This is a genomic window from Agarivorans sp. TSD2052, from assembly GCF_023238625.1.
In the GTDB taxonomy this organism is placed as follows: domain Bacteria; phylum Pseudomonadota; class Gammaproteobacteria; order Enterobacterales; family Celerinatantimonadaceae; genus Agarivorans.
In genome coordinates this window covers 2,585,685-2,599,976 of record NZ_CP096670.1, presented here as the reverse complement: position 1 = coordinate 2,599,976, position 14,292 = coordinate 2,585,685, and the positions used below count along the sequence as shown (strand labels likewise).

The 14,292-nt window shown below is 43.8% G+C and carries 12 protein-coding genes; 4 read left to right on the top strand and 8 right to left on the bottom strand.

Going from position 1 to position 14,292, the window contains the following annotated elements:
- Positions 1-180 precede the first annotated feature (180 nt).
- Both M0C34_RS11775 and M0C34_RS11770 read left to right on the top strand, forming a co-directional pair.
- On the top strand, positions 181-1,314 hold the full coding sequence (locus M0C34_RS11775) for an exonuclease SbcCD subunit D (RefSeq protein WP_248711879.1): 1,134 nt from the start codon (positions 181-183) through the stop codon (positions 1,312-1,314).
- Positions 1,314-4,370, top strand: coding sequence for an AAA family ATPase (locus M0C34_RS11770; protein ID WP_248711878.1), 3,057 nt, complete (start codon positions 1,314-1,316; stop codon positions 4,368-4,370). Before M0C34_RS11775 ends, M0C34_RS11770 begins: the two co-directional genes overlap by 1 nt.
- Before the next feature lie 49 nt (positions 4,371-4,419).
- Here the strand turns inward: M0C34_RS11770 and M0C34_RS11765 are convergent, their stop codons facing one another.
- From M0C34_RS11765 to dinG, 6 genes are all read right to left on the bottom strand, one after another.
- Positions 4,420-5,163 carry an outer membrane protein OmpK gene (locus tag M0C34_RS11765; protein ID WP_248711877.1) on the bottom strand — a complete coding sequence of 248 codons (744 nt, stop codon included), beginning with the start codon at positions 5,161-5,163 and terminating at the stop codon, positions 4,420-4,422.
- 315 nt (positions 5,164-5,478) lie between these two features.
- Positions 5,479-5,667 carry a DUF2496 domain-containing protein gene (locus M0C34_RS11760; RefSeq protein ID WP_248711876.1) on the bottom strand — a complete coding sequence of 63 codons (189 nt, stop codon included), beginning with the start codon at positions 5,665-5,667 and terminating at the stop codon, positions 5,479-5,481.
- Positions 5,668-5,733: 66 nt separating this feature from the next.
- Positions 5,734-6,468, bottom strand: a complete 735-nt coding sequence (locus tag M0C34_RS11755) for a YccT family protein (protein ID WP_248711875.1) — start codon at positions 6,466-6,468, stop codon at positions 5,734-5,736.
- A gap of 11 nt (positions 6,469-6,479) precedes the next feature.
- Positions 6,480-7,088: a primosomal replication protein PriC gene (priC, locus tag M0C34_RS11750; protein ID WP_248711874.1), complete on the bottom strand. Its 609-nt coding sequence runs from the start codon at positions 7,086-7,088 to the stop codon at positions 6,480-6,482.
- A complete protein-coding gene (locus tag M0C34_RS11745) occupies positions 7,067-7,846 on the bottom strand; it encodes a TSUP family transporter (RefSeq protein ID WP_248711873.1) in 780 nt (259 codons plus the stop codon). The genes priC and M0C34_RS11745 overlap by 22 nt, the downstream gene beginning before the upstream one ends.
- Positions 7,846-9,870: an ATP-dependent DNA helicase DinG gene (gene dinG, locus M0C34_RS11740; RefSeq protein ID WP_248711872.1), complete on the bottom strand. Its 2,025-nt coding sequence runs from the start codon at positions 9,868-9,870 to the stop codon at positions 7,846-7,848. Before dinG ends, M0C34_RS11745 begins: the two co-directional genes overlap by 1 nt.
- 349 nt (positions 9,871-10,219) lie before the next feature.
- Here dinG and M0C34_RS11735 point away from each other — a divergent pair, with 349 nt between their 5' ends.
- Both M0C34_RS11735 and M0C34_RS11730 read left to right on the top strand, forming a co-directional pair.
- On the top strand, positions 10,220-11,191 hold the full coding sequence (locus M0C34_RS11735) for a porin (protein ID WP_248711871.1): 972 nt from the start codon (positions 10,220-10,222) through the stop codon (positions 11,189-11,191).
- Positions 11,192-11,588: 397 nt separating this feature from the next.
- Positions 11,589-12,668, top strand: a complete 1,080-nt coding sequence (locus tag M0C34_RS11730) for a porin (protein WP_248711870.1) — start codon at positions 11,589-11,591, stop codon at positions 12,666-12,668.
- 63 nt (positions 12,669-12,731) lie between these two features.
- Here the strand turns inward: M0C34_RS11730 and M0C34_RS11725 are convergent, their stop codons facing one another.
- Together M0C34_RS11725 and M0C34_RS11720 are read right to left on the bottom strand one after the other, a co-directional pair.
- Positions 12,732-13,106: a TraR/DksA family transcriptional regulator gene (locus M0C34_RS11725; RefSeq protein ID WP_248711869.1), complete on the bottom strand. Its 375-nt coding sequence runs from the start codon at positions 13,104-13,106 to the stop codon at positions 12,732-12,734.
- A gap of 188 nt (positions 13,107-13,294) precedes the next feature.
- Entirely contained in the window at positions 13,295-14,233 is a 939-nt protein-coding gene (locus tag M0C34_RS11720; protein ID WP_248711868.1) for a tRNA-dihydrouridine synthase, read from the bottom strand.
- Positions 14,234-14,292: the final 59 nt, after the last annotated feature.

Here is a 14,292-nt window from a genome sequence, read left to right as displayed (position 1 = left end):
AGACTATTTGCTTGCGTGCGAGTTTCAATAATCGATTTTACTTAAAAGCTGCAATTTTTCGCGACAGTATAGCGTTGCAACGGGCTTATCGATTGCTATCAATCTGCGGCTTGGCGATAATAAGCCCCAGCGTTGTTTGAGAAACATCTGTTTTCTCATTTACTTACCCACGGATATTGAATGAAATTTCTCCACACTTCAGATTGGCACTTAGGCCGGCAATTGCATAACCAATCTTTACTCGAAGATCAGCAATATGTGCTGGAGCAAATTGTCGAACTTGCTCAGCAACATAGGGTAGATGCATTGCTCGTAGCCGGTGATATTTTTGACCGCTCTGTCCCCCCTAGCCAAGCAGTAAAAGTGCTGGATGATATTCTGCACCGCTTTATTAACGAGTTAGCGATACCGGTCATTATGATTGCCGGTAATCATGATGGAGCGCAACGCTTGGCTTTTGCCGCTAGGCATATGCGAGACTTACATATAATAGGGCCTTTAACAGACAGCATTGAACCGATAACGCTTAGCACCAAAGCCGGTGATACAGTGCAATTCTATGGCTTGCCTTACGCAGAGCCAGCCACCGTTAGGGAAGTATTTAACTGCGAAGCGACATCCCATCAAGAGGCGATGCAAGTATTACTAGAGCAAGTGACGGGACACGACAGCCAAGGCCATAACAAAGTCGTGATCGCCCATTGTTTTCTGGACGGTGGTGATGAATCTGAGTCAGAGCGGCCCTTAAGTATTGGCGGAGCTGACAAAATAACGCCTAGTTTATTTAGTGATTTTGCCTATGTGGCACTTGGCCATTTACATGGCCCACAGTATAAAGGCGAGCAGCATGTGCGCTATTCGGGGTCACCATTAAAGTATTCTTTTAGCGAACAACATCACGCTAAATCGATTACTTTGGTTGAACTCATTGGTGAAGATTGCCAGATAGAATTACTCCCGTTAAAACCTTTGCGCGATGTGCGAATTATTGAAGGTATGTTGGTTGATGTGCTTAAAGCTGGCGAGATAGATCCTAATAAAGACGACTACTTAATGGTCAAGCTCCTTGATAAGTCAGCCATATTAGATGCCATGGGCAAGCTTAGATCCGTTTACCCCAATGTTTTACATTTAGAACGTACTGGTTTAATGGCAGAAAACAGCCAGCTTGTGCAAAATCGCGAACATGTAAAAAAGGGTGAATACGCCATGTTTAATGACTTTTTCTCTCAAGTATCGGGTGAAGACCTCAGTGATGCTCAACAAAGCCTGCTTAAAGACACCATCGAAACCTTGCACCGTGGAGACCAATAATGCGCCCAATTAGTTTAAACATGAGCGCCTTTGGCCCCTTTGCGGGGAATGAGTTTATCAATTTTAGTCTGTTAGGGCGCAACCCCCTGTTTTTGCTAAATGGGCCAACCGGTGCCGGTAAAACCACAATTTTAGATGCCATGTGTTTTGCCTTATACGGCAAGAGCACCGGTGACGAGCGTGAAGCCGCACAAATGCGCTGTGATTTGGCGGATGAATCACTACTTACCGAAGTCAGTTTTGAGTTTGAACTGGGGGATCTGCGTTATCGGATCCGCCGAGTGCCAGAGCAAGCAAGGCTTAAAAAGTCGGGAGACGGTTACACCCAACAAAAACCTGAAGCGCAGTTAGTTCGCATTGAACAAGACGGTAGCGAGAGTTTACTGGTGCCTGCAAAAGTCTCTGAAGCTAATAGTGAAATAGAACGTTTAACCGGGCTAGACGCAGACCAATTTCGGCAAGTAATGGTATTGCCGCAAGGGAAATTCCGTCAGCTATTGATGGCCGATTCTAAAGAGCGAGAGAAGATCTTTAGCCAGCTGTTCCAAACCCATATTTACCGCAGAATCGAAGAGAGTTTAAAAAGTCAGGCGGCTAGCATTCGTAGTGCGGCAACCGAACAAAAAAACATTCGTGAAGGGATATTGCAAAGCGCTAACCTCAGTGAAGAATCCAGCCTAGAGCAAGAGCTAGACCAGTTAAAGCCAGCTCTAGAAGCGGCCTTGGCAGAGAAAAAACAAGCTGCAGAAAGCTGTGATAGTGCTAGCAAGCAATTTGAAGCAGCTAAGTTACTCAGCGCAGACTTTACAGAACTCACAGCCTTGAAAGCCGCAATGGCAGAGTTGAATAAACAAAAATCTGGGGTTGAGAAACAGCAACAGCAATTGGAACAGGCCAGAGCTGCGCTAGCCATTGAGCCCTTTGATAAAGCTAAGTTACAACGCTTTAATGAGGCGAAACAAGCCAGTTTGGCGCAAAGCCAATCTGAAGCGGCGTTAACCAATGCCAAGCTAGAGCTTAAAGAAGCCGAGCAGCAATTTGCATTGCTTCCTGAAAAACAAACACTGTTAGGTTCAGCTGAAGAACAGCAACGTGTGTTGTTAAGCTTTAAACCGCTTATCGCAGAGCTAGAACGATTAACCACTGAACTGAAGGTCAATAAAGACAAATTAAGCCTACAAACACAGCAAGGTAAGCAGCTAAATCAACAGCTTGGTGACATTGCGGCTGAAAAAACAGCCTTGCAGCAACAGCAGGTGGCGCTTCGTCAACAAGCCGATACTCAAGTAGAGCAACAAAAGGCCGTCAGCGCGGCTGAACACAGTTTGCAGTTAGGCCAACAGTTAACCAAGCTGGATGAAACGTTGGCAAGCAACCAACAGCTTATTGAGCAATCTATTGCTCAAGGTCAGCGCATGGCATCTGAATATAACGCTGCCCAACAACACGCCAACCAAATTCAGCTAAGCTGGCACCAAGGACAAGCTGCCATCATGGCGCAGCGCTTACATGCAGGCGATGCTTGCCCAGTTTGTGGCAGTATAGAGCATCCGCAATTAGCTCAAAGCCTCCAGCAACTCCCTACAGAGAGTGATGTAGAGCAAGCTCGGTTGCTTGAACAGCGTGCACAAGAAAAACTGAGCGAGGCGCGTCAACAGCATAAAGCCTTAACGGTGCAACAAGCGGCATGGAGCGAACAACATAAAGGCTTGATTCAGCAACTAGCCAATAAAGCTCAGCTCAGTGTAGAGCAGCTAAGTGCTGAATTGCTGCACGCTAAGCAGGCACTAGAAGCCGCCCAGCACGCGCATGCTAAAGTGACAGCATTACAAACTCAGCTGGAACAAAATGCGCAGTCAGAGCAGGTAACCCAGCAGAACATTGAGCAAGCTAGGGAGCTTTACCAACAAATAAGAAGCCAAGTAGATGTATTGCAAGGGCAGCTGGATCAGGCTCAACAACGTTTACCCGAGCAATACCGAGAAGCCAATTTGCTAGAGCAGGCTATTGAGCTTCAATTAGCAAAAGTAACCCAGTTAAAACAAACTATTCAGCAATTAAATGATAGCCATGCTAAAGCGCGAGAAGCCTTGACCGCGGCACAGGCGGCTGGGCAGGCGGCACAGCAAAACTTAAAGCTGGCCCAAAACGCCTTAGCAGAAGCGCAACAGATATTTGCAAAACAGCTAGAGCAATCTAGCTTTGCCAATGAAAATGCGTTTAACATGGCGTTGATTAGTGACCAAGAGATTGCTGAACTTGATGCAGCAGTAGCGAGTTTTAATCAGCAATACACCACTAAAACGGCGCAGTTTGATCAGTTAAAACAAAAATTGAAAGGCAAAAAGGCGCAAGATTTAGTCGCGCTAGAGCAAGCACTGAAGGACTTAGTTGAAAAGCGTAATCAAACTGATACTTTATGGAACCAGCTAAATAGTCGCACACTTAACTTAAGTGATATTCAACAGAAACTGTTGGCGGCAGATAAAAATGCAGAAGGCTTACAAGCCAAGTACCAAGTGGTTGGAACCTTGGCCGATGTTGCCAATGGCCAAACCGGAAACAAAATCAGCCTGCAGCGCTTTGTATTAAGTGTGCTGTTAGATGATGTGTTGTTGCAAGCTAGTCAGCGCTTACAGTTAATGAGTAAAGGGCGTTATCAGCTTATTCGCAAAGAACAGCGAGCCAAGGGTAATAAAGCGTCTGGCTTAGAGCTTGAAGTTGAAGACAGCTATACCTCTAAAGTGCGCTCGGTGGCCACCTTAAGTGGTGGCGAAAGTTTTATGGCCGCTCTTGCTATGGCCTTAGGGTTATCTGATGTTGTACAAGCCTATGCGGGTGGCATAAAACTCGATACCTTGTTCATTGATGAAGGCTTTGGCAGTTTAGATCAGGAGTCACTAGATTTAGCGATTCGCACACTGATTGATTTGCAAAGTTCAGGGCGAATGGTGGGGGTTATTTCTCATGTAGCTGAAATGAAAGAACAAATCACCAGTAGAATTGATGTAACTAAAAGCGGCAGTGGAAGTGCAATACAGCTTATTGTTCCTTAAATGAAAAAGCCAGGCTTAGCCTGGCTTTTTGCTCATCACGTTTGCAAACTTAGAAGTTGTAACGTAGTGAGTAAATTACAGCATTTTGGTTACCGATAGTGCCTAGCTTGTTGTAAGCATAGCGGTATTGAATACCCGTTGTTACGTGGTCTGTTGCATCCCACCAAAACGCTAGAGCGCCGTTTGCTGATACGTCGTCGTTTTCACCAGAGATATCTGTGTAGTCAGACTTACGAGCGAATTCAGATTCGTGCCAGTTAGAGATCCAGAATTTTTGATCCCAAGCTGTGAAGTTATATACTGCAGTCCAACCAAGCATACCACCGTTAAAGCCAGTGAAACCATCGTTCCAAGCTGGGTTAGTGATTGTCATATGTGCGCCAATCCAAGGCGTGAAGAACCAACCATCACCTTGTAGGCGGTATTGGCCACCTAGTACGGTATTGTTTGCCGAAAAGCTTTGTGAGTCAGTGGCATAATGCTGAGCATATAGACGGAAGTCTGAATCAGCAATTTTGTATGCAACGCTACCTTTGTATGCTGTACGTAGTTCGCTTGAACCATCTTGTACGTTTTCTAAGTCGAAGAAACCGTATAATTCACCCCAGTCAAAACCTGCACCGCCTTCTAATTCTAGGTAGGCAAAATCTTCTTGGAAACCAGTGCGGTCTTGGGTGTTTTTTGACCAGTCAAGGTAGTTAACGCTAACGTTACCAAACCCGTATAAATATTCTGCGCTTGCTGGGGCACTCGCTAATAATGCAGCAGCTGAAAGTAGTGCGATTTTTTTCATTTGGTAGTTCCTTGTTCACATTTAGGTGAATTACCGTGGTGTGTATTGTTTTGAGTTCACGGAGGATTTTATAGAGGAAGCTAAACAAAGTTCAGTGCTATATCACAAATAACAGCCTATTTTTTAAGCGAATGAGTTATAGTTACCGAATATGTTTAAAAGAGTGTTGACTATTGCTGAAAAAAGTGTGCAAAGTTATTTGATGAAAGTGTTAGTAGTGAGTGTTACTTGTTACGCTGAATTAGCAATCGGTAGTAGTGGTATCTCAGTCAATTTTTCAATCATGCCACGTATTACAGAGTTCATAAGGGGGGGCTAAACGCCGCTATTACGTGCAGTCACATCGTGGTCGTTATCGTTATTGGCTTGCAGTTTTTGTTGGCAATCGTTGGATACAATTGCTAAAGCATCAATCGCTGTTTGAGGGTCAATATGGTTTTCTTCGAGCAACTGAATGAGGTCAACGGCTAACTGAACATGCTTAGGGGCAGAGGCGAGTGACATAATTATCCTGAATCAAAGTGGAGAGGGAATAAGGCCTGAATGATAAGCGTAATTCAGGCCTTCATGTTATTGCTGTTGAATGACCCAAATTTGAAACTGTTTACGGGTGGCTGCATCGGCTCGTTGGTACCAAAACTGTAGCATTTGCAGCTCTGTGTTATCACCAGCGGGCACCATCATCTCACTATCGCTTACAGGGGGCTCTACGCTATCACTGGCCACTACCGCTGTAGCAGCCACTGCTGCAGTGTTAGTAGAGCTGGTTACTGCGGTTTCTGCTTTTGGAGTCGTACTCGCAGCTACAGCTGCTGTAGCCGCCACGGCAGGGGCGTTACCTGCTTGTGTGGCTTCTATTTCTGCGATTTCTTCTAAGTAATCACGAGAAAATTGAACACCTGGCTTCATCGGGAGTAGGTAATGGCTCTCATTCACTTTGCTGCCATTTTTGTCGCTGAGTGTAAATGTAGGCTTTGCCGCGTATTTCTTAGCGCGATTTATGCTTGTTTCCTGTTTTGCCTTTAGCACTATGTCTTGGCCTTGCTTAATATCAAGATTAATGACAATAGGTGTAGATTTAATAATCTCAGAATTATTACTAGAGCCAACGTTATCGCTGTAACGAACAACCACTTGGTGCGAGCCCGTGTCTAGTTTAGCTTTGGTTTTACTGAAAGCGCCGGTCGACTGTTTATCAACATACATAATTTCAAAATGACTGGGTGTAGAAAAGCTTGCCGCGTATGCGCTCCAGCTTGCTAAAAAAACAAGAGATAAGCTTAAAACCTTAACTAAGAATCGCATGAATTACTCCTTTAACGGGACTCTAATTGATTAATTTTCTGTTCTAGTTTCCAAGTAGTTTTCTGACACTCACCTAAACGACTCTTTAAGCTGAGGATCTCGGCGCTTAGTCTAGCAGTATCTGTCTTGGGATTACTACGAATAAGTACTTGGTTTTTTTCCGCAATTTTTTGTTGTAACTGTTGCTCAAATTGCTTTTGCTGTAATAGCTTGTCTTGCAGTTGCGGGCGGTCGCCTGAATTAATTATTTTCTCAAGTTTTTTCTGCCAACTGGCTACGCGCTGCTGTTGGGGGATGAATTGGCGCTTCTGGTAGCGTTTTACTTTGTCTATTTGGGTTTGCAACATGGCAAATTTGCCAACAAATCGATCACAGTAGATTTGCAGTAGTTCTATATCTTTACTGAGTTGGCTTAAATGATAAATATGTAATAGGTCGCGTTCAAGCTCACGAACATAGTCGCTAAACAAGTCACTTCGGCAGCTGAAACGTTCGTCTAAGACTGCCATTTTTGCATAAGCGCTTCTTTCACCTTGCAGGTCGCGTTGATCGGCTTGTAGCCTTAATTGCTCAAGTTTTATGCTTAATTTTTTTAGTTCTAACTGAACCATGCTTGCCATGCTAATTTGCCTGCGATAACCATTACTACAGTAATAAATACTGGGCGGATAAATTTGGCACCAAAATGAATCGCTGAATGAGCGCCAACCACGGCACCCAGCATAATGCTCACTCCCATTGTTAAGCCAATGGCCCAATTCACATGACCTAAATACACAAAGGTAATAAAAGAAACAAAGTTGCTGGTGAAATTCATCGCTTTGGCTAGGCCTGATGATAGCAAAATATTCATTTTATACATGGCCATTGATGATACGGTCCAGAATGCGCCCGTACCTGGCCCAGCGACACCATCGTAAAATCCCAAGCTAAAACCTTGACCAAGCATTTGCTTAGTGAGCTTTTTGTTGGCTTCGGGTAGCACAGCCTGACCGTCTGCTTGCTTCCTATTAAAGATGGTATACACCGCGGTTGCCATAATCACTAACGGCAGAAGTTTCTCCAACCATTGCGTACTAATGAAATCGACGATAAAGGTGCCAAAAAAAGCACCAATTGCAGTCGCGATAAAGCTCCAGAACCAAAACACCGGATTAAATAATTGTTTTCGGTAAAACGTCCACGCGGCGGTACTTGAACCAAAACTTGCCGCAAGCTTGTTGGTTCCCAATGCAATGTGCGGTGGAAGGCCAATACTGAGTAGCGCTGGAATAGTCAGTAAGCCACCACCACCTGCGATGGCATCAATAAAACCGGCGGTTAAGCCTATTCCAATAATAAGGAATAAAACAGAAGGGTCGAGTCCCAATTCCAGCATTAATTATCACTTCTTTTATATGGAGGTAATGCAGCCAGTAATTGGCTGCCATAGCGGCGAGAACTTAGCCGACTATCAAGCAGCACGATTCTACCTGAATCACTTTCTTTTCTCATTAACCTTCCGCAGCTCTGTACCAGTTTTCTACTCGCGCTAGGCAAGGTCAGTAACATAAACGGATTTTGATTGCGGCTTTCGAGTAACTCCGCATGGCTAGCCATAACCGGTTCGGTAGGCACTGCAAAAGGGAGCCTAGCTATAATTAAGTCAGTTAACAAGTCTCCGGGCAGATCGATACCTTCACTAAACCCAATGGTGGCTAAAATTGTACTAGTTTGTTGTTGTTTTATGCTGGCGCGGTGTTTTGCAATGACTTGTTGGTTGGTTAATTGGCCTTGAATCCACAGATTCTCTAAATTGTGCTGTTCTAATTGTTGTGCGACTAGGTCTACCAAGCGGTAAGAGTTACAAAGCACCAAAATGCCACCTTGATGTTGCTGAGCCTTAATTATGTACTCGGCAATATCGCTAGCAAAGTTTGGCTGATCGGGTTCGGCGATATTGTTGGGAACGTCAAGCGTCACTTGTTGATAGTTAAAAGGAGAGGGGAGTTTTATCAGCTGCTCACTCGGTAATTTTGCTAAACCGATTTGGGCTAAGTAGTAACAAAAGTTACCAAGTGCACTTAAGGTGGCTGATACCGCAATCACCGAAAAAGCATCTTGCCACAATAAGTGTTGTAAAACCCCGCCAATCTCAATCGGTGAACTACAAATCATTATTTCTTTTTCTTTACGACTAAACCAAAAAGCATAGTTCTTTTGATTATTTTCATTGGCGTAGCTATAAAGGGTATCAACCCAAGATTCGGTTAAATGTTGTAATATACTTAAGCGGCTAAGTAATCCCTCAGCTTGGGATGATTTTAACTGATTATCGGCCACACTTTCTTGAATTAGGCCTGCGAAGGTTTGTAGGCTGACGGTCAGTTTATTGGCTTCTTTATGGTAGTTACTTGCGATATTAGTGATAGCGCTGGGTGTTTTAGCTAGGGCAAAACGCCAATGACCGCTTTGATCGAAGGCTTCTTTATGAAGGGTGGCTATATCTTTCAGTTTATTAAAGCAACGATGAAGTTCAGTACAGGCTTCTTTTAGCCTTAAACTGGCACTGGCTATACCGGAAGGGTTGATTAAGCTGGCTAGCTCTTTGTCTAGTGCTCTAATACTGTCAATTTCTTTTAAGGCGTGTTGTAGGCCTAGTTGATTAGCACTGGCGTCGCGCGCAATGTCGGGAAATTGATGCGCCTCATCTAGTATATAAATGCAATCTTCTGCTGCAGGTAGAATGTGGCCACTACCAGCATGTAAGTCGGCCAGTAAAAGGCTGTGATTAGCGACGATGACATCGGCTTTTTTAAGACCTTTACGGGCTTTATGGAACGGACAACTTCTATGCCGGGCAGATTGCGCTGAACAACTTAAGCCATCTACTACAACATGCTGCCATACCTGCCAGGGTATTTGGCTAGGCCAGGTATCTCTATCGCCATCCCACTTTCCTTGTTGAAGAGCAACGGCCATCCGTTTTACCAGATCAAGGTGTTTTGGCGTTAAGCCAACTTCTGGCGCAATCGCCGCAACCAGTTTATGAGCGCAACAATAACGTTGACGACCTTTAGCTAAACAAAATTGAAATTCTCCGTGAGCGGCAAGATGGACTAAAGGTATGTCGCTATCAATCAACTGTTGCTGCAACGCAACCGTCGCTGTAGAAATAACCACTTTCTTATTTAAGGCTCTTGCTAAAGGAATTGCTGCCAAAAGATAAGCCAGAGATTTACCGGTACCGGTGCCAGCTTCAGCCAAAAGGACCCGATTTGATTTATCAATGTCGCCCGCGATTGTTTTGGCAATTTGAGCAATCAAAGCAGTTTGTGCAGGTCTAACCACAAATGTTGGATTTTGCTCCTGAAGAGTGCGATACCAGTGGCGAATTCGTTGCTTGTTTTTGTCCGTTAACATGAATTTCTCAATCTAGTTAAGCTCTTATCTGTGAAGCTTATCGTCTATTGCTAGTGGGGGTGGAGATATATACCGACATAATACACTGGAAAAAGGTCAAATATTTAACTTTACTGCTGTTAGAGGTGGATCACGTTTTTTTGGGGAATACACACCGTTATCACCGCTAAGAATAGTTTAACCGCTTTAAATGCACGTAGATACGGGGTTTTACGTGATTTTATAAAAGTTCAATTTTTTATTGCAATAATTTTTCAGCTTGATAATGTATTGGCCAGACAGTGAGAAATCACTGTCGCACAGGGAATTTAAGGAACAAGTGTTTAATTGCTAAGAAGGCACAGGAAAAATGAAAAAAACTATTCTAGCGGTAGCAATACCAGCATTATTCGCAGCATCAGCTCAAGCTGCAACAGTATATGACGCAGACGGCGTATCTGCAGATGTTTACGGTCGTATGCAGTTTGATATTTCTGACAGCGGCGAAAATACAGACGGTACTGGTTCAGCGCGTATGGGCTTTAACGCTAAGTCAGTAATCGCTACAGGCGTATCTGGTGTTGCTAAAGGTGAGTGGCAATTAGCTTCAGAATCAAGTAACGCAACTAAATTCACTGCGCGTCACTTATACGCTGGTTTTGAATTTGATGATGCGGGTACTGTAGTATTCGGTCAATCTGATACTGCTTTCTACCAAGCTGTAGCAGCAACTGATATCTTCAACACCTACGGTTACGAAGCTTTCTCTCTAATTGAAGATGGCCGTCAAGAAGGTCAAATCATCTACTCTGGTGAGTTCGGTGGTTTCTACGTTGGCGCATCTTACCAGTTCCGTCGTCCAGACTTTTCTATCAGCATCGGTAACCCAGAAGATCCTGAATATGTAGAAGTTGGTAACCTAGATTCAGGTTACGCTGCTACTATCGGTTACAACTTTGACTTCGGTCTTGGTGTTTACGGTGGTTACCACGTAGAAAAATTTGAAGAAGCAGACAAGAAGAACATGGCTCTTTCAGCTTCTTACTCTTGGGAAGACCTATACTTAGGTGCTGCCTTCGTAGGTACTGACCTTGACGGTTCTAAACTACAAGGTTACGACCTAGTAGCTTCTTACGACATTAACGCTACTACTATCTACGCTGGTTATGCAGCTCAAGAAGGTAAAGGCGACCTAAGTGATTTAGGTGATACTGCTGATGCAGCTAAACTAGGTGTTGCTTACAAGTTCAACAGCAACATGAAAGTTTGGGGCGAGTACTTGGTTGACGGTCTAGAAGATGCTGATAACCAGTGGACTGTTGCAGTACAATACAACTTCTAAGTTGTTTTAATGAGTTAAACATCTTTGGTGTTTAAACATTATATATAAGCTCGCTTCGGCGAGCTTTTTTGTGTGTGTTTTTCTCATTTAGTTTCTCATGGCCCCACCAATTATTGTTTGAGTTGTCACTTACTTTTAGTTGTTGCCGATAGCGACTTATTCATTTTGCTTATATCTACTAGTCATTGATTAGATGAAAGTTTTGCTTTATTGCTTATTGCGTTCGGCATAAAACCAAAAAGTTCACTTTTTTTGTAGAAAAATCTTGAATTAAGTCTGATTATCAGCAAATATGTCGGCCGTAAGAAGGACTTTACTGCTAAGGAAGCCATTCGCAGGACATTAGAATGGATCATGGAAGAGATAATGTATTAATCTCAAAATAGGCAGTGGAACATTGAATAAGACAATTTTAGCAATCGCAATTCCAGCATTATTTGCAGCTGGTGCAACTAACGCCCAAGAAATTTACAACGACGGCGAAAACGCATTCTCAATTGGCGGACGTCTTAACCTTATGGTTGAGTCTGCGAATGAAGATGGAGAGCGTGACGCTCGTGCAGAAGACAACTCATCGCGTATTAACCTAAACTTCTCTCGTGAATTAACCAATGGCTTCGCTGCACGCGCTACCATGGAATATGGTTTAGACAACCCAAATGGCGATAGCAGTAACCCTTTCTTCAATCGTTTAGGCTTTTTAGCGTTAGATCACGATGATTATGGCTCACTATCTTTCGGTAAGCAGTGGTCTACTTACTACAGTGTTGCAGGTAATACTGATGTATTTTGGGTATACGGCGGCACATCTATGGGTATCTACGATGGCGCAACTGGCATTAACTCTGATGGTGAACTTACTGGTGGCCACGGTGTTGCTGGCACAGGCCGTGCAAACGACGCATTACAATATAATGGCAGCTTCGGTGGTGTTAACTTAAGCGGTCAATACCAATTCGCAGATCAAAGTAATGGCCGCAAAGACAGCTACTCGGGCGCTATTTCTTATGACTTTGATTTCGGCCTTAATGTTGGTACAACCTACCACCAGATGAACCGTACAGCTGACGCAATGAGTGATGTAAAACGCTCAAGTGGTGGCAATTCTGGTGATGCAAAACTAGCTGCTCTAGCTGCAACTTACAATCAAGGTCCTATTTACGCTGCAGTAACCTACGGTGAATTTAAAGACCACGTTTCTTTTGATGGCGAAACTGTTTCAGAAAAAGCTATCGGTCATGAAGGTGTAGTTGCTTATACACTAGACATGGGTCTCCAGCTTTACACTGGTTGGAACGTACAAGATGACAAAGCTGCTAATTCTTTAGGTGAACTTAAAGAAGGTTACGTTGGTGCAATGTATGATTGGAATAATATCTTACTTTATACTGAATACCGTAACAGCAAAGAAAAAGACGTTGTTGGTGTTAAAACCGACGATAACCGCCTAGCTGCGGGTGTTCGTTACAACTTCTAACTTTATCGAGTAGAAGTAAAAAGGCCACCGAAAGGTGGCCTTTTTGTATCTGCAGTATTCATGCTAAAGCGCAAAGCTTTCACGCCGCTTGGTGAGTCGATGCTTATCACTACAAATCTGACAACGTTGAGTGCTAGGGTCGTTATTTAATCGCTCAATCTCAATAACTTCCTCGCAATCACTGCACAGTCCGTACAAGCCTAGATCTACTTGGCAAAGAGCCGCGTCTACGCGTTGCAATTGTTTTAGCTGAGCATTTAACTCTGAAAATTGTAATTTTAAAGCCTGATCGATGAGCTGTTCGTTACTCAGGGATTGCAGCTTCTCAGCGGTTAACTGCAAACTGGTTTTTTCAGAAGCAGTTAAAAATGAGATTATTTCAGACTTTAACTGCTCTAATTGCTGCGTTAATCGCAGTTGATAATCTCTAATTTCCACATCTACGCCCAAATAATAAGTGAGTTTGCAGTATAAACAGCCAGCTAACTGACAGGATATGATGTGAATCAAACCAGCAGCCTATAAAGTTATATAACTACTTTTATTAGGGTTTTGTTGATCTATTACAGAAAACGGATATTTGATACGAGGCTTCTTATCAGTTGCTATGAATGGTAAAGGGTCACTTAGTCTTCCTGTTGTTCCCTAATCGCTTTAATAATTGATGGCGTATCTTTAAAGCTACGTATGGTTCTAAATAGCTGGTCTGCTTCAGGATAATAGCCCGTTAAATAGCGCAGCCATTGCTTTACCCGACTTTGGTAGTATTTGGCTTTTTCACTCGTGATTTCATGTTGCGAATAGCGAATAAGCAATGCAATTACTGCCTGCCACGCTAGGGGCTGTTCTTCTCCGCGAACTACTTTGGCTAGGTTCGGAATGGTTAAAGCGCCTCGGCCAATCATTACATCGTCGCAGCCGCTTGCTGCTTGGCATTGCAAATAGTTTTCTCTATTCCATACTTCACCATTGGCAATAATAGGGATAGAGAACTGTTGCCTCACTTTTTTGATGTAATGCCAGTGAGCAGGGGCTTTGTAACCATCAAGTTTAGTTCGAGCGTGAATGGTTAATTCATCAGCGCCGGCTTCTTGAACCGCTTGAACAATCTCAAAACAGTCGTCCTTGTTTTCCCAACCTAGGCGGATTTTGGCTGACACGGTATGTTGCTTGGGCACTGCTTGGCGAACGGCTTTTATCACGTCATAAATTGATTGTGGAGCTTTTAACATTGAAGCCCCGCCACAACTACCAGTAACGGTATTGCTTGGGCAACCAAAATTCAAATCTAGCCCATGAGAGCCTAACGCGATGGCGCGAGCGGCATTTTCGGCCATAGGTTGCGGGTGCTGACCTAATAACTGAACTCGCACAGGAGTCATGTTGTCTATGTACCCGTCTTGATATAACTCGGGGCAATACTTATAGAAAACTTTGTCCGGTAAAGCGGTTGTGGTGACGCGAATAAACTCAGTGACACACCAGTCATATCCGCCACAACTAGACAATAGCTGACGCATAGACGCGTCTGCGACACCTTCCATTGGGGCTAACACAACTCGCATAACGAACCTTCACTGAAAAGGGCGCCATTCTAACGGTTTGGGCTGTTAGTCGCTAGCTA